Genomic DNA, 18,742 nt, shown 5'->3' on the forward strand with positions numbered 1-18,742 from the left:
TCACCCTCAACGACAAGGCCCCTGATCGGTGACGATCAGGGGCCTTGTCGTTGAGGGTGTAACACCTGACGGGTATTCATCAGGGCGCATGAACGCCTTCGAACATGCGTCGGCGCGCGCCTTCGAGATGCGCCCGCATCGCGTTTTCGGCCGCCGTGGCGTCCTTGTCGGCAATCGCATCGATGATTGCCTGATGCTCGTCCTGGACGATGCGCAGGCGCTCCTCGGAGGCGCGCAGTGACAGGCCGCGCGTCAGATTCATGCCTTCCTTGATGCTCTGATTCAGCGAACGCAGCACGGTGGCGTAGTAATGATTGCTGGCCGCCTCGGTGATCGCCAGATGGAACTCGAAGTCTTCATCCGAGGCCCGGTCATGATTGAGATTGGCCTGGTTGATGGCCTCGAAACGCTGGCGGATCTGCTCCAGCTGTTCCGGGGTGCGTCGCTGTGCGGCAAGCCCCGCCGCACTGGCCTCGACATTGGTGCGAAACTCGAAGCAACGCTGGATGTCGGCGATGCTGGAGATACGTGCGAATTCGAGCACGGCGCTGTCGGGTCGATTGATGACGAAGCTGCCGGAGCCCCACCGAGGCCGCGGTGATCGCGGTGGTCTACGCGCTGGTTCTGGGCTTCGTGATTTATCGCGAGCTGGATCTCACCAAGCTGCTCAATGCCTCCACCGACACCGTCAGGCTGTGCTCGCTGTCGCTGTTCAGCCTGGTGGGCGCGGCCATCTTCGGGTATCTGATCAGCTTCTATCAGATTCCGCCCAAGCTGATGGCAGGCGTCAGCATCACAGACCCGACGGTGCTGTTGATCGTGATGACCATCGTGCTGCTGGTGATCGGTACCTTCATGGATGCCCTGCCCGCGATGGCGATCATGGCGCCCATCTTCTATCCGTTGGCGATGTCGGCAGGCGTGCACCCCGTGCAGTTCGGTGTCATCGGCGTCATGGCGATGGGCCTGGGCCTGATCACACCGCCCTACGGCCTATGCATGATGATCTCCGCCAAGATCGGCGGCATCCCCCTGCTCAAGGCCATGGCGACCACCCTGCTGTACCTGGGCGTGATGTTGGCCGTGATTCTGATGATGATCCTGTTCCCGGAGTTCGTGTTGACCATTCCGCGCCTGATCGCCCCCGATTTCGTCTGATCCACTGCATTATCCGGACATTCTGAAAACTGTTTGAGGAATGTCCGGAGTTCTCCTTTTCTTGCCCAGACGCAACGCCTGTCTTCTCCTCGCGGCTCATCCCTGCCCACTTCACCCCGCCGGCCTCAACGTAGTGCCTGCATGAAACCGCCCTGAAAGTACGCCAACGTCGTGGTTCGTCAAGAAAATTTCTCGCTTCACGGCAAGAACTGCTACGCGTATCGTGACGTCCCTCGGGAAATGTCGCCGGTAACATGCCAAAGATGAACTCACGATTATCGTGTTTTTATTGAAAGTCTTTCATCCATATGCCGCTATATTCGGGCACCTGCCCACTACAGGATTTACGGCGTCAATCGTCAGCACACTGGCGATTCATTTTTCTTTTCCATGTTCAGACAGGCAGGCAATTCTCATGAAACGCCCCTTTTCCCTTGCTCTTCTCGGCCTCTCGGTCGCCTTCGCCAGCATGACCGCCCACGCCGATGACCACGCCACGCTCACACCAACCAGTGAAGTCGTCCAGCAGTCTGACGTCGACTGGGGCTACCTGAACCCGCTGCGCGGTGACAAAAGTCCCGCCGCCGGCGACCTGTGGGGTGATCGCACCAAGGATGGCGCTTCGGGCTTCCTGGTGAAGTTCAACGAAGGCTTCTCCTCACCGCCCCACATCCACAACATCACCTACCGTGGCGTGGTCATCCAGGGCGAGGTCCACAACGATGACAAGAACGCCGATGAGCAGTGGCTGCCCGCAGGCTCGTTCTGGATCCAGCCGGCAGGGGAATCGCACATCACCGCGGCCAGAGACAAGGTCAACATGGCCTACATCGAGATCAATGAAGGGCCCTACCTGGTAAAGCCGGAATCCGAGGCCTTCCACAACGATGAAGAGCCGCTGAATGTCGCAGAGAACAACATGGTGTGGCTTGATGCCAATGACATCCGCTGGATCAACCTGCCGGGCAGCGACGACGCCGAGCAAGGCCCGAAGACCGCCTTCCTGTGGGGCAACCCGGAGGTCGGCCAGCTAAGCGGCCGCCTGGTGAAACTGCCGGCCGACTTCTCCGGCGAGATCGAAAGCCACGCCGACGAATTCCGCGCCGTGGTCATCAAGGGCGACCTTACCCACGAGACCGAAGGCAAGGACGATAGCCAGAGTCTGGCGACCGGCAGCCACTTCGGCTCTCAGGGCGAGATCACCCATGTCATCACTACCGGCGCTGACGGCGAGGCCCTGCTCTACGTGCGCACCAATGGTGATTTCGACATCGTCGAGGACTGAAACCTGAGGTCGTCTGAACTCTTGGCTCTGAGCTCTGAGACCAGAAGCAGCAGACATCCCGACCTGCAGCAAACACGAACGGCCACCCCGATCTCAAGACCGCGGGTGGCCGTTCGTGTTTGTGTTGCGTTGGTATGCGTACCCGCCATCAGGCGACGCGGTCAGGCCAGTCTTTGGACCGCCATTTCGAGGCCACGGATTTCCGCCAGCCCCTTCATGCGGCCATAGAGAGGATAGCCGGGACGGGTCTCGCGGCGTGCATCGTCCAAGATGTGGTGGCCATGGTCCGGACGCATCGGCAGGGGAGCTCCGCCCGATACCAGGCGACGGCGCTCCTCCGCGACCAGCACGCTGATGATGTCTACCATGTCCAGGTCGCCCTCGAGATGCTCAGCCTCATGGAAGGAGCGCTTGTCTTCACTGTCACGCCCGGTGGCCCGCAGATGGGCAAAGTGGATGTGAGGGGCGAAGCGCCGCGCCATGATGCTCAGGTCGATCTCCAGATTGGCCCCGTAGGAGCCGGTGCAGAACGTCAGGCCATTGGCGGGACTAGGCACGACGCCCAGCAGCCAGTCAGCATCGACCATGCTCGAGACCACGCGCGGCAACCCGAACATCGGCCGCGGCGGATCATCAGGGTTAATGGCCAGACGAATGCCGACCTCTTCCGCCACCGGCACGATGGCCTTGAAGAAGGTGGCCAGATGCTGGCGCAGGCGCGCGGCATCGATACCGTCATAGGCCGCAAGCGCCGCTCGGAACTGGGCCAGCGTGTAGCCTTCTTCCGCCCCCGGCAACCCCGCGATGATGGTGCGGATCAACGTCTCGCGCCCGGCATCATCCAGCGTCTCGGGATGCTGCCGCGCGGCAAGGGTCAGCTTATTGAGCAACGCCACTGCCCCCTCCACGACCTCCGGCGACAGGCCTTCGATCATGGAGGCCTCTTCCGCGACCAGCTCGGCGTGAATCTGCTGGTACAGCGCCCTGCCCTCTGGGGTCAGCGAGAGCTCAACAGCACGCCGGTCGCTGGGGTCTTCGATCTTACGCACATAATGCTTGCGGATCAGCGAGTCGGCGACCCGGCTGGTCGTGCTCTTGTCGAGGTACATCTCGTCCGCCAGCGCCTGCAGCCTCAGCGAACCACGCTTGACCAGCGTCTCCAGCGCATAGCATTGAGCGACGGAGACGTTGTGGTGACAGATGCTTTCCCTGTCACGAAACTGATGGACACGAATGAGCTGATTGACGGCTTCGTACAGCGCTTCTGCTTGATCCACTCTGATGCCTCACGTGACGGTGGTCCTAAAGGGAGGAAGATGCTGGCCAAGATAACCGAGCACGACCAAGAGTGCACCGAGTCCAGCCACCCTTATCCTTCCCCCTTATCCAGCTTCCCTTGACCAACCACCCTATTCGGCCTGCACGTGGCAGTGCTTTGCGCGAGCAACTCAATCGCGACTCTTCCCCCCGAGACGGCTCCAGCAAACCTTTCAGGCAAAGACTGTGCAAGAATCTTGCAATTCAATATTGAGAACGATTAGCATTGCCAGCCGCAATATATAACTATTCATGCAAGGGAATCCACGTGCATCTTCGTCTCCATCCGCTTACCGCAGCCGTCCTCTCCGCCAGCACATTGACCCTGAGCCTCTCGGGCCACGCCTCGGCCGACGACATGTCCACCCTCGTCATCAGCGAAGACCGTCTTGAACAGAATGTCGTGATCAGCGCTGAAGAGATCGATCAGCGCCAGGCAGGCGATCTGGAAGACCTGTTCCGCGCCGAACCGGGCGTCAGTGTCGGCGGCGGCATCGCCATTGGTCAGAAGGTCTATGTACGCGGTCTGGAAGACACCAACCTGAACGTCACCATCGATGGCGCGCGTCAGGGCGGCTACCTCTTCCACCATACCGGCCGATTGACCATTGATCCGGCGCTGCTCAAGCAGGCGGAAGTCGATAAAGGCCCCGCGACCGCCGATGACGGCCCCGGCGCGCTTGGCGGCAGCCTCCGCTTCGAGACCAAGGACGCGCAGGACCTGCTCAAGCCCGGCCAGGACCTTGGCGCACGCGTCTCCGTCGGCACCGAAAGTGCGGCGGATGCCACCTCCGGCACCACGGCGTTCTATGGTCGTCTGGGGGAGAATCTCGGCCTGATGGGATACGTCAGCGGCCGCAACAGCGATGACTATGAAGTTGGCGGTGGCGGTGAGCAGGAACAGACCGCAGGCCAGCAGCGTGGCTACCTGCTCAAGATGTCATTGCTGGACGTCAATGATCAGGACCTGCGCATCAGTGCCGAGCGCACCACCGATCAAGGCACCTATTTCACGCGTCCGCACATGCCGAGCTTCAGCAGTCAACAGCCGACCTACCAGGAAATGGAGCGTGAGACCTTCACCATCAATCATGCTTGGCACCCGGGCAATGATCTGATCGACACCAAGACCACCCTCTACCACACCACTCAGGAACTGGATCGTGTCGAGGCGGGCAGCACCAGCCGCTCCAGCGAATTCGGCGCGGATGTGCGTAACACCTTCCGTCTCAAGACGGGTGATGTGGCACATGCTCTGACCACTGGTGTGGACTTCTACGATCAGGACACCCGTCGTTCCGATGATGCCGGCAGCTCCGGCCCCAACAACGAAGACACGTCACGCAACCTGGGGGTCTACGCCCAGAATCGTATGACACTGGGTCCGTGGGCCCTGTCCGTCGGTGCACGCTTGGATGATTACGACAGTGATTACGGCGAGGCCGGCAGCGTCAGTGGCAGCGAGGTATCTCCCAACGCGATTCTGAGTGTCGATGCGACTGACAACCTCACCCTGCATGCGGGCTACGGCGAGGCCATTCGTGGCGCCAAGGCGCGGGAAGTGATCCTGATCGGCGATGAAGTCGCCATCGCACAGGGGCTTGAGCCGGAGAAGGCACGTCAGCGCGAAATCGGTCTGGATTGGCATCAGAAAGATGCCTTGATGGAGGGAGATCGTCTCGGCTTCGCGCTGACCGGCTTCCATACCGATATCGAGAACTATCAGGCCTATGATCGCCGCAGTGATCCGGCGCTGCTCTACAACCTGGATGGCGAAGTCGAGAGCCGTGGCTATGAAGCCAGCCTGAACTGGGGCGTGGGCGGCTACGACACTCGCCTGGGCTACGCCAAGGTCGTGATGAAGAACAATGAAGGCAACCCGCTGGGCGACGAGATGAACATCGGTGCTTCCACCGGCGACAAGTGGACCTGGGATCACCAGTATCGCCTGCCGAACCACAACGTCACCCTGGGCTATACCCTGAACGCGGTAGAACGTCTGGAGCGTGTGGCTGAAGGCGACGAGGAGAAGCCGGGCTACGTGACGCACGACATCCGCGCCCAGTGGACACCCGCCTCCTATCAGGACCTGACGCTGACACTGGCGGTCAACAACGTATTCGACAAGCGCTACAGCGATCACAGCAGCTTCCTGCTCAGCAGCGGTGACAGCATGCTGGAGCCGGGCCGCGACATCCGCCTGGGTGCCAGCTACAGCTTCTGACCCAGTCCCTGGCTTCACGAACAGCTCGCGATCAGCTGACGGAAAAATGCCCCACAGGCCAGGCCTGTGGGGCATTTTCCTATCTGGGACTCGGTAATATCGCATTTGAGGGAACAGACTTCAGTTCGCCTCTTCCGCCTCGGCATCCTGCTGTTTGGCCAGCTTGTGGCCATCTTCTGACTGCCCGATCTTCCAGTAGCTGGAGACATAGAAGTGGGACTTGGGAATCTCGTAGGCCTGCTTGAGGTGAGCACGTAGCGCTCGCATGCTGCCGAATTCACAGGCCGCCCAGACAGAGATCTGACCTTCCTGTCGGGGCAGTGCGGCAACTTTCTCCAGCAGCGGCCGCCCTTCCGGGTCAGGCTGCGGATTGACCAGCCAATGCAACTCGATCCCCGGCGGGTGCTCCAGCGTCTGGATATCGGCCTCGCTGATCACCTCGATGACGGCGTGACCGCACGCATCAGCCGGTAGCTCGGCTAGATTGACGCTGATCGCCGGCAAGGCCGTCATGTCACCCGCCAGCAGGAACCCGTCGGCCTCCATATTGATCAGCTTCGTCGGGCCGGGGCCGCCGATAGTGATTCGATCCCCCGGCTGCGCATTGGCGGCCCAGGAAGATGCCGGACCGGCATGATCGTGAAGTGCGAAATCGACATCGATCTCGGTCGCACGCTGATGACGAATGGTATAGGTGCGCATCATCGGGCGCTCGCCTTCCCCACGCGGAAACACCAGTTTGATATAGGCGCTCTCCTGCCCCTCGGGGATGGAGTCGATATTCTCCCCGCCCAGGGTGACGCGCAGCATATGCTCCGTCACCTGGGCAGAACGAATCACTTCAAGCTCTCGCATCGCGGGCTTACCCATCTTGCGCACTCCTCTGGCAAACGCCTTCAAGTTGTTCGGCAGCGCGAGTTTCATACTCGCCTGCATTGTGAATCATGGCAGATGCCGTCTTCACGAATGCGGCGACCTCCTCATCGCTGAGGTCGCCCGCCATACGCTGAGCTGTCTCAGCTTCCAGAGCTTCAATTTCCTTGAGCATGCTCTGCCCCGCCTCCGTGGGGGCGAGAAGCAGGCTGCGACGGTCTTGCGGGTTTTTCGACTTGACGATCAATCCCGCCGTCATCAATTCATTGAGCACCCGCGTCACGCGCGCCTTGTCCTGCCCCAGATGCTGCACGATCTTGTGCGCGGTGCACTCGGAGGTACGGTTAATGCCCTTCAGCACCCGAATATGCGTGACTGGCAGATCAAGCTGGTAACGCTGGATACCCAGACGCAGCTGCCTGCGATAGACATGCATCAGCTGATGCAGCACATCATTGAGTGATGCCTGACTCATGTGTCGCTCACCATATGGTTGGTACAAGTCAACTATATTGGCAGATGGTTGACACTGTCAACAAAAACAGGATCGAGAAGCATTCTCATATTAATACCAAAAATCTCATATGCCTATCACTGTTCCTTCCACTACCAGACGCCTATCAGACAACACTTGCCGCGTGAGATGGTGACAGCGAGCAAGAACCTGCTAAGGTCGAAGGCCCCACATTCCTGACGCCCACGAGAGGCATCGATGGCTGAACTCTGCCTGCTGTTTGATTCCGATGGCACCCTGGTCGATAGCGAAATCCTCCTCGCCGAAGCCATGTCCAGCACCCTGCCCCGCTATGGTCTGCCATTTACCAGCGACCGCTATATGAACGAGTTTCGCGGCATGCGTTTCATGAGCATCGTGCGCACGCTGGAGGCAGCACATGGCGTTCTGGAAGAAGAGCCCATACGGCGCATGGAAGGCGAGATGCGAGCGCTGCTGGAAGAGTTGATGAAGGCGCGCCTGACAGCGATGCCCGGCATGTCAGCCGCCTTGATGGAACTTGAGGGCTATCCCTGTGGCGTGGTGTCCAATGGGCCCGAACGCAAGGTACGTCTGGCGTTGGACACTACGCGGCTGGCGCGTTTCTTCGACGGGCATATCTTCAGTGCCTATACCCTGGGCGTGTGGAAACCGGACCCTCGAATCTATCGGCTCGCCGCTGAGCATATGGGCTTTGCGCCTTCACATTGCGTGGTGATCGATGATGCCATCGTCGGTGTACAGGCAGGATTGGATGCTGGCATGCAGGTCATCCACTTCGCCCACCACGACGACGGCCATGAAACGCCGCATGGTGCATTGCGCATGCACCATGCGCGCGAGCTGCCGAGGCTGGTGGCGCAGATTTCCCAGAGACTCGCTGCGCAGTACTAGACGTCGTCGATTCTTCTCTCTCAATTCCCGCTCGCTGAAATTCTGCACCGAGAACTTCTTCATCGAGAAATCCTGCCCCTCGAGGCGGGGTTTTTCATGCCCGGCGTACAATACGGCTGCTCGTGGTGTGACTCGCTTTGCGTGTCGCGCCAACCAGTACTCCCGTTCAAAAATACCGCATGCCGCCCCTCACCCTTTGATATAAATAGGCAAGTTTTAGCGACTAAAGCGCCTATATATCACCTTTCCCGATACCTATAGTGCCTCTACAGCAAACCCGCGCAAGACACGCAAGGCTCGCGCACGGACAGCCAGATGCAGCTGTCTTGCGCGCCCTTGACGTGATCAGAGCGCAACCGCCGCACACCTGATATCAGGATCATGACCATGACTCGCAATATCCCCTTTGGCCCCAAGGGCTGGACCCCAGACAGAATCGGCTCGCTCGTCGGCAAGACCTATGTCATCACCGGCGCCAATAGCGGCGCGGGTTTTCAGGCGACGCGCATATTGCTGAGCAAGGGGGCGAGCGTCGTGATGTTGAATCGCAACCCGACCAGATCAGAGATCGCCATCGCGGCGCTGCAAGAGGAGTTTGGCCCCGCGGCGAATGTCCGCCATATCCGCATGGATCTGGCGGAGCTGGCCTGCGTACGCAGCGCGGCCGCGGAAGTACTGGAGAAGGTCCCGCAGATCGATGCCCTCATCTGCAATGGCGCCATCGCTCAGGTTTCCCGACAGCAACTCACCGTCGATGGTTTCGAAAGTCAGCTCGGCGTGAATCATTACGGGCATTTCCTGCTGTGCGGGCTGCTGTTCGAGCGCATCGATGCCTCCCACGGGCGGATCGTCGTGGTTTCCAGTGAAGGCCACAAGATGGGCCTCAAGACCATCCAGTTCGATGACATGAACTGGGAGCACAACTATCACCCAAACAAGGTCTATAGCCACAGCAAGCTGGCACAGATGATGTTCGCCTATGAACTGCAGAACAGGATTGAGGCCGCAGGCCGCCAGGCAAGAGTTCTTGTCTGCCATCCGGGCGCGTCCAACACCTCACTGATTCGTGACGACGCCAACCTGGCGACTCGACTCAGCTGGGCACTGATGGTGAAGACAGGGATGGCGCAGACGGCAGAGAAAGGCGCTTACCCGGAAGTCATGTGCGCCACCGAGGAGAACCTCAGACAGCATGCCTACTACGGCCCGACAGGGCTGATGAATTTCGGCGGGCCGGTAGGCGAGTGTGAGTTGGGAGCATTCGTTCTCGAGAAAAACGTCATGACCCGACTGTGGCAAGTCTCGGAGCAGGCAACGCGGTTCAGCTGGTCAATCTGATCTTGAACCGACCATCGCCCTTCCCACCCACTTTCAGGGAGGTGAGTTACATGAACGCATCAATGGTACTTTCAGGACTCCTGATGATGATTCCGAACCTGTCGTTCGCCAACAGCCTTTATGACGAGCTGATCCAGCCGGAGACCTCGATTCAGGACAGTGAAGGCAATCTCTATCGCAGCGTGAAGATCGCCGATCAGACCTGGCTTGCCGACAACCTCAGAACGACTCGCTATCAGGATGGCTCGCCCATCAAAACGGCATTCATTCCTGATGATGATCACGACAACCTTCTGCCGTATGGCCGTCTTTACGACTGGCACGATGTCAATGATGCTCGCAATCTCTGCCCAGCGGGCTGGAGAGTCGCCTCGGATGAGGACTGGAAGACACTGGAACGCACCATTGGAATTGCAGAAAAGGAAATCGACTCGACGGGCTGGCGTGGCGATGATGATATCGCCATCACGCTCAAGGCGGCTCAACCCGACTCCCTGTTGACGTCCTTCGATCAGGCACGCATCAATCTCAGCGGCTTTTCTGCCAGACCGGCGGGCGTGAAGTGGAAGGGTTGGTATATCACCTAGGGGGCATACACCGAATTCTGGACCCGCACGGAGGCCACACCGGCGAAAGCGTTTGCCAGAACATTGGCCTACTCCTGGTGGAATCCGCACAAGGGCGAGATCCGCCGCGCGGCACTTGGCAAGAATGGCATGTTCTCGGTGAGATGCATCAAGGAGTGATCAGGTCAAGATACTGGTGTCGCGCTGATGCGGTTTTCAGGTCAGATGAAAACTCCTCCCTCATCAATCGCCCAGCGAGAGATCGCCAACTCAAGACCTGAGGGCCAGACGTTCAGGCCAGGATTGTTGCGTCCTGTCATCCAATCCGCGCGGCTCGACACACTCGATGCTGCCCCTCAACCACCATCAATCCGCACGGACGCAGGCCCACCGCGACCCCACTCCCCCACTCTCTGCCTTGTCCGCCGCTGCCAACGCCTTGTCAGGCATGTCCATACGCCAGAAACGACAACGGCCCCTCATGTTGAGGAGCCGTGAGTGAGGAGCCGTTGTCGTGAAGTCTTGCGACGTATCTGTCAGCGCATCCCGCGGTTACGCCTGACGATTCGTCTTCTTCGGCTTGCGCTGGAAGGCCGGCATGTCATCGATGACCAGTACTGGGTTCAGCTCTTCCTTGGGGAAGTCATTCTTGAGCCAGCGCAGCATGGACAGCCCCAGAATCAGCATCACCGGAATCATCGGCAGCGCCACCACGATGGTGGAGGTCTGGACGGTCTTCAATCCCCCCAGCTGGATCAGAGCCACCCCGACAGCGGCGATCAGGAAGGCCCAGATCAGGCGGAACGAGCGCTTGGGCTCCTGATACCCGGAGAGCTTGCGCGACGTGACCGAAGCCAGCACGTAGGCCGAGCTGTCCAGGGTGGTTGCCAGGAAGATGAAGCACAGCAGAATGAAGGCCACCGTGACCAGCTTGGCAAACGGCAGGGTCTGCAGGATACCTTCCACCGCCAGCGGGATACCGCCGCTGTCCAGCAGCGCCTTGATGTCAAGTGCGCCACTGATCTGCAGGTCCAGCGCGTAACCACCCCACACCGCGAAGAACACCCAGGTGCCCAGCGAGCCGAATACCAGCTCGGCGATGATCAGCTCACGGATGGTACGGCCGCGCGAGATGCGCGCCACGAACAGGCCAACCATCGGCGCGTAGGCGATCCACCAGGCCCAGTAGAAGACGGTCCAGTCCTTCCAGAAGGTGGAATCCCCCGCCGGGTCGGTCCACAGGCTCATTGGGATGAAGTTGCCCAGGGTCTTGCCGAGGCTGTTGACGAAGCCTTCGACCATGAATTGCGAGTCACCGACGAGGAAGGTGAAGGCCAGCAGGAAGATCGCCAGGATCACGTTGACGTCGGAGAGAATCTTGATGCCCTTGGCCAGGCCGAACCAGACACTGGCGGAGAACATCGCCGTCCAGATGCACAGCACCGCGACTTCCAGCCCGAAGTTGGCTTCCATGCCAAGGATGCCACTGACCAGCTGCGAGACCAGCGGGACCGCCAGCCCCAGCGAGGTGCCGACGCCGCCGACAATCCCGAACACGACGATGGAATCCAGCAACACGCCCCAGGCACCATCCGCATGACGACCCAGTACACCGCGTGAGGCGACGGACAGACGCACGCCATCACGCTTCTTGACGTACATGGAGTAGGCGATCGGCAGGCCCGGCAGGCAGTAGAAGGCCCACGGCGTCAGCCCCCAGTGGAACTGACCGAAGGCCAGCGCCCACTCCGCGGCCTCACGACTCTTGGCCGCCACGTGGTAGGCCGGCGAGGTGTAGTAGTAGATCGGCTCGACCCATGCCCAGTTGACGATCGCGATCCCCATCCCGCAGGTGAATATCATCGCCACCCAGCTGAAATAGGAAAAGTCAGGTGTATCCTCAGCCCCGCCCAGGCGGACGTTGCCGTAGCGGCTGAACGCCAGCCAGATGAGGAACCCGACGACACTCAGGCCGGCCACCAGGTACAGCCAGCCGAATTTGCCGGTGGCGAAGGAGAAAGCGGCATTGATCAGCGCGGTGCTGGCCTCCGGGAAGAGGATGACCGGAGCGATGAAGGCCACGATGACCAACACGGCAGGGATGAAGACACGCGGGTCCAGATGATCGCCATCACTGGCGGGGGGAACGGCTTCTTGCACGGCTACCACCTTGGTGAGAAAGCCCGAGCAGGAACGGCGAGACGCCGCTCTTGCTCGGGCTATTCGCTATATTCGATAATTTTTCGTAATGAAAAGAGCGCAGTATTATACATATTTTTATTCCACGCGCATTATACTTTCCCGGCAACCGCGGGGAGCATGAATCGCGACACGGTATTTTCTCATGAAAACATGAATTTCATTCATCAATCTTGCACTGCGCACTTCACATCCTCGCGCCCTCCTCATGCCTTCTTCGCGCCCTCCTCGACCCAAGGTTCCACCAGACGCGAACAGGCCGCCGACACGTCGATGTCGGCGGCCTGTGGGTCTCAAGCGCTCATGAGCGACGACTGTCACGCAGAAGCCAGCACCTGACGCGGCAGTCTTTCCGCCCCTTGCTTCGCGAGGGTCACGCCAGCTGATGCATCACTATCAAGAGCAGCATCATCAACGTTAACCTCATGTCACAAGAGGCTCAGCGCTTGAGCACTTCTCATGCGCGGTAAGCTGCCCTCTGCAAGCTCAGGGTCAGACGAGCCGGCCTTGAGCGATCAGCACTGGCTGACGTGATGAGTCACGAAAACGCCCCACCTCGTGAATCACGAGATGGGGCGTTGGAACGTCTCAGACGCTATCGACTGCCTTCAATCGGCGGCCCTCGGTGAACAATCACCGCATGGCGGGATCAGCTTGGCAGGTACTCCTCACTCCAGCTTTCGGACACCACGCCCTCCTCAATCAACTGATCGATCTCTTCATCGCTGTGATCAAGCCCTTTGAGTACCGAGCGAGTCGAGGCGCCGTATTTTTCGGCCGGCGACAGCGGGTAGATACGTCCACGCCGCGGACGGATGGCGTAGGGATCAAGCTGGGTGATCTCGTGACCACTGGGGTGATCCGAGTAGACCGAGAACGAATAGCTGCCGGCATCGATCCCGGTCCGCTCGCCAGCCGGATGGACGTTGTAGGAGCGCAATGTCTCCAGGTTCTCGCACACGGCCGCTGCGATATCCGCCGCCTGCAGCCGCTCGACCCAGTCACTGGCTCGCGCGCTGATGAAACGCGGTGCCAGGTAGGCGGCCCGCTCCTCACGCGGCATTTCCGGCAGCTCTTCCAGCCCCTCGACCTTGCGGAATTTTTCCAGCTCCGACTCATAGACACTGACCAGCAGGATGCCATCGGAGGCCGAATAGAAACGCGCCAGATCATCGTAGCCGGTTGCCTCACGACCGGACGGCTCGTCGAACAGGCCACGGCGCTCATAGTCATAGCAGAACGGCAACTGGGCCAGACCGCTCAGTGCCGACAGCGAGGTCTTGATGCGCGAGGTGCGGCCGGTCTTGAGCTTGCGATACAGCGCGGTGGCTATCCCCAGCGACGCGCCAAAGCCGCACATGACATCGATGGTGCCGACGTGGGCGTGCTCTTCCGGAGTGTCCATGCTGCCGCCGAAGCGCAGCATGATGCCGGTGGTGGCCTGCACCAGATCGTCATAGCCAAGGTAGTTGGTGCGCGGCCCGGGCAGCACGCCACTGAAGCAGTCCAGCTGACAGAAGACGGCGTCCGGATTCAGCTCGCGCATGGCCTCCTCGCTCAGTCCCATGGAGGCCACCTGTCGGTCGGTGGCATTCCAGACCACCACATCACTCTGACGAATCAGCTCATCCAGGATGGCGCGCCCGCGAGGCTGTCTGACGTCGGTCAGCAGCGAGCGCTTCGAGCGCATGTGCGACAGGCCGAAGATGACGGTATTCCAGCAGTCATAGAACGGCTTGGCCGGGTCAACCTTGATGACCTCGGCACCGAAGCGTGCCAGATAGGCTACCGAGTGCGGCCCGGCGATCACGTTGCACAGGTCCAGAATCTTGACGCCTTCCAGCCAGCCATCGCGGGCATTGCGTGCCCGCACCCGTGGCAGCTTGGTCTCGATGCGGGTCAGCACCGACAGCGCATGCGTGACGCTCACCCAGCGCCGCGGCCTGGGCGTCAGCATCTCCTGGCCGCTGTCGGCCATCCACACCATCGGGCCAGGCTGGATCATCAGCCCGAATTCCGGGTCCTCGACCTCGACCATCAGGCCCGCCGTCTCGGCGTGGTCATCGTGGATCCACTCCTGCAGCCAGCGCTGCGGCGCGCCGGGGAACTTGCCCTTGCCGAAGATCTTCTCCCATTCCTTGGAGGTGCGCGTGAGGAAGACTTCCTTCATGCGCGCCGCGATATGGTCCGCCCAGGATTTGGGCAACGGATAGACGCCCAGCGACATGTCGGATTGCCATTCGCTGCTCGGGCGATAGGTATCCGGCTCCTCGCTCATGCCTTCGGCGACCAGCTCATCATAGAGGCCCAGTACCTTCAGGCAGCGCTTGGCGTGCTCGCGGTGACTCGGACAGACCACATAGAACATGCGACCATCCTTGCACTTGTAGCTGCGATAGAAGGGATCGAGCAGCTCCTGCAGTTCGTCGTAGTCGAGATTCATCGGCTGCCCTTCGATACGCCGGCGCTCGATTTCCTTCTCGCGCTGGGTCTTGTAGCGCTCCGGCAGGCCCTCGATCTTGATCGAGTTGTAGCAGAGCCCCTCCATCAGCGCGCAGACCAGTGGCACCTCGATCTCGTCGCCCATGCCGGTCCGCTCGCGGGCCTGCAGCGCCAGTACCACCGAGGAAGCCGCCAGCATGGTGCCGTAGGCCGAGCCCAGCGGCAGCGGCGAGAAGGAGGGGTTGATGCCCATCAGCACCCGGTTGAGGCCCATGTCGGTGAAGACGCCGGAATTGGCGGCGATCACGCTCTCGAAGGCGCGCCAGTCGCGGCGCAGGGTGTCATTGGAAGCAAAGCCGGGAATCGACAGCGTGATCAGCTCATTGCGCTCTTCACGCAGGGTCTGGAAGTCGATGCCCAGCCGCTTCATGACCCCGGGGCGGAAGCTCTCGATCACGATGTCGGCCTCCTCGATCAGCGCCAGCGCCTGCTCGACGCCCTCCTCGGACTTGAGGTCCAGCGAGACGATCAGCTTGTTGCGATTGAGCGTGGCGTTGGCCGGCGACTGCCACATCGGCCCGCCGGGCGGGTCGACGTGAACCACGGTGGCGCCCAGGTCGGCGAGGATCATGGCGACGGCCGGGCCCGCCATGTATTGACCGAAATCGATGACCTTGACGTCAGTCAGCGGCAGGCGGGTTTCGGAGTGGATTGTCATCGGTGCGGTCCTTCTGTCCGGGGGGCATGCGGGTCGCGTCAGCCCCGGTGAGCGTCATATGTTGAGAGAGACAGGAAAAAGTGCACTCAGCGAGGCTTGGCGTCATCGCGCGAGCTGGGAGTCTCCAGCACCAGATGCGGTTCCAGCACCTTGCGCGCGAAGTCCTGGCGCAACCAGCGCACCAGCGACCAGGTCAGGATAAACAGCACCGGAATCATCGGCAGCGCGACCACGATGGTCGAGGTCTGCACCGCCTTGAGGCCGCCCAGCTGGATCAATGCCACCCCGACACCGGCGATCAGGAAGGCCCAGATCAGACGCACGCTGCGCTTGGGCTCCTGATAGCCAGAGAGCTCACGAGTGGTCACCGACGCCAGCACATAGGCGGAGCTATCCAGGGTGGTGGCCAGGAAGATGAAGCACAGCAGGATGAAGCTTGCGGTGATCAGCTCGGAGAACGGCAGCGTGGCGAGAATCGCGGACACGGCGCCGGGGATACCGCCGTCGCTCAGTGCAGCCGCGACATCCAGGGTGCCACTTACCTGCAGGTCCAGCGCATAGCCGCCCCAGACCGCGAAGAACACCCAGCAGCCCAGCGAGCCGAACACCAGCTCGGCGATGATCAGCTCACGAATGGTGCGCCCCCGCGAGATACGGGCGACGAACAGCCCCATCATCGGCGCGTAGGCGATCCACCAGGCCCAGTAGAAGACGGTCCAGTCCTTCCAGAAGGTCGAATCGCCCACCGGGTCGGTCCACAGGCTCATGGTCACGAAGCTCGACAGCATGGTACCGAGACTGTTGACCCAGCCTTCCACCATGAACAGCGACGGCCCGGCAATGAAGGTGAAGGCCAGCAAGGCGATGGCCAGAATCACGTTGATGTCGGAGAGAATCTTGATGCCCTTGGCCAGCCCGAACCAGACACTGGCGGAGAAGATCGCCGTCCAGACCAGCAGCACTCCCAGATTGAGCGCAAAGGACGGCTCGATCCCCAACAGATCGCCGAGCAGTCGTGATACCAGCGGCACTGCCAGCCCCAGCGAGGTGCCGACACCGCCGACGATGCCGAACACCACCACGGCATCCAGCAACACGCCCCACCAGCCATCGGCACGCTTGCCGAGCACGCCGCTTGAGGCCACGGAAAGACGCACACCCGGGCGGTTGCGCACATACATGGAATAGGCGATGGGAATCGCCGGCAGGCAATAGAACGCCCAGGGCGTCAGCCCCCAGTGAAACTGGCCATAGGCCAACGCCCACTCGGCGGCCGCATCACTGCCGGCCTTGACGTCAAATGGCGGGCCGGTGAAATAGTAAATCGGCTCGACCCATGCCCAGTTGACGATGGCGATACCGATGCCGCCGGCGAAGATCATCGCGACCCAGCTGAAATACGAGAATTCCGGGGTGTCCTGCGGGCCTCCCAGACGGACGTTTCCGTAGCGGCTGAACGCCAGACCGATCAGGAACACGACGACGGAGAAGCCCGCCAGCAGGTAAAGCCAGCCGAAATTGCCGGTCGCGAAGGCGAAGGCCGCATTGACGGCAGCCTCACCGGATTCGGGAAACAGGATGATGGGAATGATGAGGCCGGCGATGACGAGCACCGAGGGCAGGAAAACCCGCCAGTCGATCTCGTCGCGGGCCTTGTGGGAGGCGCGGGGCTCGCGTGTCGGGCTCCCGCTGCCGGAAGACGTCTTGGGCGCAGAACTGCTCATGTTGATCACCGTTATTGTGGTTGTGCGGTTCGGTGTTTAGGCGAGGTCCACCGCGATTGGCGTATCGCTGGTGGACCACTCAACGCATGGTGTTGAAAGGGGCTAAAGGGTCTGGCTGGCTAAAGTCGGAATCTCTGACGCGTCACATCGATTGCTGTCACTTCTCAGACACGGCACAAACGATGCCGAGGCTCATCAGCCCCGCTCAATCCGGACAGAATTGCGCAATGCCATCCTCGAATGACCAATCGATATCGTGATTCTCCGAGATCGTGATCAGGACGTTGCCGGGGGCAATCCCCGGGTTTCTGCCCAGCGCCTCGACCACTCTGGTGTAGAAAGCCTTCTTGGCCTGGTCCGGCTTTCCGCTGCGCATCACCAGATGCATCATCACGCGGTCCTGATCACGTGACTGGAATTCGAGGTCCTGATCGGTACATTCATGGATCACCTGGTAGCGATCATCTGCCGGGAAATCCAGGGTCTCGATGACGGCGGCATTGACCTCATCGGCAATCGCCTTGCGATAAGCATCAGACTTGCCTTTCAGAACATTGATCGTGACAAAGGGCATCATGGCCTCCGCTGGCACCCGGACAAGGGGTGCGGTGAATGAACATCGAACTTGCCAGACCCCGGGGCCTAGCGATGACGGAAAACCGGCGCTCGCTTGGCAACGAAGGCGCTCATGCCCTCCTTCTGGCCCTCGGTCGCGAAGGCGGCCTGAAAGAGCAGACGCTCTTGACGAAGCCCCTCATTGAGCGGGGTCTCGAATGCCGTGTTGACGGCTGACTTGGCCATCTTGACCGCCGGCGTGTTGTAGCCCGCGATGGTATGCGCGGCCTCGAGCGCGTTCTGCATCAACTCATCCTTGGGCACGACCCGCGCCACCAGGCCAATCTCCTTGGCCTCCTGAGCGCCGATGTTGCGGCCGGTCAAGACCATATCCATCGTCATCGCCTTGCCGACCGAGCGGGCCAGGCGCTGTGATCCGCCGATGCCCGGCAGGATGCCCAGCTTGATTTCCGGCTGGCCAAACTGGGCGTCTTCCGAGGCGATGATGAAGTCGCACAGCAGGGCCAATTCACAGCCGCCACCGAGGGCAAAACCACTGACGGCGGCGATGATCGGCTTGGAAATCCTGCGCACCTCGTCCCAGGGCGAGAGAAAGTCATCCATGTAGAAATCAGTGAAAGACTTCTCGGCCATTTCCTCGATGTCCGCGCCGGCGGCAAAGGCGCGGGGATTGCCGGTGATGACGATGGCGCCGATGCCCGGGTCAGCGTCCAGCTCGCGGAGGACCGCAAGCGTCTCCTCGGCCAATTGGCGGTTGAGCGCATTCAGGCTTTTCGGACGATTGAGGATGATCAACCCGACGCGCTCACGACGCTCGACGACGATCATCTCGAGATTCTCCGACTCCGGCGCGTCAGAGGCCGACTGCTTGGCTTGGGGTTGCGATTTCACTATCTTGTTCATTCTTGTCTCCCGGTGTGGAGTGGCGTCACTTT

Annotated in this window: 15 protein-coding genes; 6 read left to right on the forward strand and 9 right to left on the reverse strand. The window is 60.7% G+C overall.

Annotated elements, in window-relative coordinates:
* Positions 1-79: 79 nt before the first annotated feature.
* Positions 80-544, reverse strand: a complete 465-nt coding sequence (locus AC5WNJ_RS09780) for a FadR/GntR family transcriptional regulator (protein ID WP_282627924.1) — start codon at positions 542-544, stop codon at positions 80-82.
* 53 nt (positions 545-597) lie between these two features.
* On the opposite strand from AC5WNJ_RS09780, the gene AC5WNJ_RS09785 reads away from it, so the two are divergent.
* Together AC5WNJ_RS09785 and AC5WNJ_RS09790 are read left to right on the forward strand one after the other, a co-directional pair.
* Complete coding sequence (locus AC5WNJ_RS09785) at positions 598-1,158, forward strand: TRAP transporter large permease subunit (protein ID WP_282627923.1); 561 nt, start codon at positions 598-600, stop codon at positions 1,156-1,158.
* A 415-nt stretch (positions 1,159-1,573) separates the two neighbouring features.
* Positions 1,574-2,443 (forward strand): DUF4437 domain-containing protein, encoded by an 870-nt coding sequence (locus AC5WNJ_RS09790; protein WP_175090401.1) that lies wholly within the window; start codon positions 1,574-1,576, stop codon positions 2,441-2,443.
* A gap of 161 nt (positions 2,444-2,604) precedes the next feature.
* On the opposite strand, the gene uxuA is transcribed toward AC5WNJ_RS09790, so the two are convergent.
* On the reverse strand, positions 2,605-3,720 hold the full coding sequence (gene uxuA, locus AC5WNJ_RS09795) for a mannonate dehydratase (protein ID WP_217485936.1): 1,116 nt from the start codon (positions 3,718-3,720) through the stop codon (positions 2,605-2,607).
* A 308-nt stretch (positions 3,721-4,028) separates the two neighbouring features.
* Here uxuA and AC5WNJ_RS09800 point away from each other — a divergent pair, with 308 nt between their 5' ends.
* Entirely contained in the window at positions 4,029-5,984 is a 1,956-nt protein-coding gene (locus tag AC5WNJ_RS09800; protein WP_175090402.1) for a TonB-dependent receptor domain-containing protein, read from the forward strand.
* 120 nt (positions 5,985-6,104) lie between these two features.
* Here AC5WNJ_RS09800 and AC5WNJ_RS09805 read toward each other — a convergent pair whose 3' ends face one another.
* Together AC5WNJ_RS09805 and AC5WNJ_RS09810 are read right to left on the reverse strand one after the other, a co-directional pair.
* Positions 6,105-6,854: a siderophore-interacting protein gene (locus tag AC5WNJ_RS09805; protein WP_175090403.1), complete on the reverse strand. Its 750-nt coding sequence runs from the start codon at positions 6,852-6,854 to the stop codon at positions 6,105-6,107.
* Positions 6,847-7,308 (reverse strand): MarR family winged helix-turn-helix transcriptional regulator, encoded by a 462-nt coding sequence (locus AC5WNJ_RS09810; RefSeq protein WP_368462532.1) that lies wholly within the window; start codon positions 7,306-7,308, stop codon positions 6,847-6,849. Before AC5WNJ_RS09810 ends, AC5WNJ_RS09805 begins: the two co-directional genes overlap by 8 nt.
* 261 nt (positions 7,309-7,569) lie before the next feature.
* On the opposite strand from AC5WNJ_RS09810, the gene AC5WNJ_RS09815 reads away from it, so the two are divergent.
* From AC5WNJ_RS09815 to AC5WNJ_RS09825, 3 genes are all read left to right on the forward strand, one after another.
* Positions 7,570-8,244 (forward strand): HAD family hydrolase, encoded by a 675-nt coding sequence (locus tag AC5WNJ_RS09815; RefSeq protein WP_175090405.1) that lies wholly within the window; start codon positions 7,570-7,572, stop codon positions 8,242-8,244.
* Positions 8,245-8,631: 387 nt separating this feature from the next.
* Complete coding sequence (locus AC5WNJ_RS09820; RefSeq protein ID WP_175090442.1) at positions 8,632-9,582, forward strand: SDR family oxidoreductase; 951 nt, start codon at positions 8,632-8,634, stop codon at positions 9,580-9,582.
* Positions 9,583-9,665: 83 nt separating this feature from the next.
* A complete protein-coding gene (locus AC5WNJ_RS09825) occupies positions 9,666-10,169 on the forward strand; it encodes a fibrobacter succinogenes major paralogous domain-containing protein (RefSeq protein ID WP_368449294.1) in 504 nt (167 codons plus the stop codon).
* Positions 10,170-10,700: 531 nt separating this feature from the next.
* Here AC5WNJ_RS09825 and AC5WNJ_RS09830 read toward each other — a convergent pair.
* The 5 genes from AC5WNJ_RS09830 to AC5WNJ_RS09850 form a co-directional block, all read right to left on the reverse strand.
* Positions 10,701-12,308, reverse strand: coding sequence for a BCCT family transporter (locus tag AC5WNJ_RS09830; protein ID WP_175090406.1), 1,608 nt, complete (start codon positions 12,306-12,308; stop codon positions 10,701-10,703).
* 688 nt (positions 12,309-12,996) lie between these two features.
* Positions 12,997-15,507 carry a CoA transferase gene (locus AC5WNJ_RS09835; RefSeq protein WP_175090407.1) on the reverse strand — a complete coding sequence of 837 codons (2,511 nt, stop codon included), beginning with the start codon at positions 15,505-15,507 and terminating at the stop codon, positions 12,997-12,999.
* 86 nt (positions 15,508-15,593) lie between these two features.
* Entirely contained in the window at positions 15,594-17,231 is a 1,638-nt protein-coding gene (locus AC5WNJ_RS09840) for a BCCT family transporter (RefSeq protein ID WP_176677305.1), read from the reverse strand.
* A gap of 205 nt (positions 17,232-17,436) precedes the next feature.
* On the reverse strand, positions 17,437-17,805 hold the full coding sequence (locus AC5WNJ_RS09845) for a tautomerase family protein (RefSeq protein WP_175090409.1): 369 nt from the start codon (positions 17,803-17,805) through the stop codon (positions 17,437-17,439).
* 68 nt (positions 17,806-17,873) lie between these two features.
* The gene (locus tag AC5WNJ_RS09850; RefSeq protein ID WP_495929485.1) at positions 17,874-18,710 is read right to left on the reverse strand and encodes an enoyl-CoA hydratase-related protein; all 837 of its coding nucleotides are present in this window, start codon (positions 18,708-18,710) and stop codon (positions 17,874-17,876) included.
* Positions 18,711-18,742: the final 32 nt, after the last annotated feature.

Source organism: Cobetia sp. PDI-23MA (assembly GCF_059507735.1).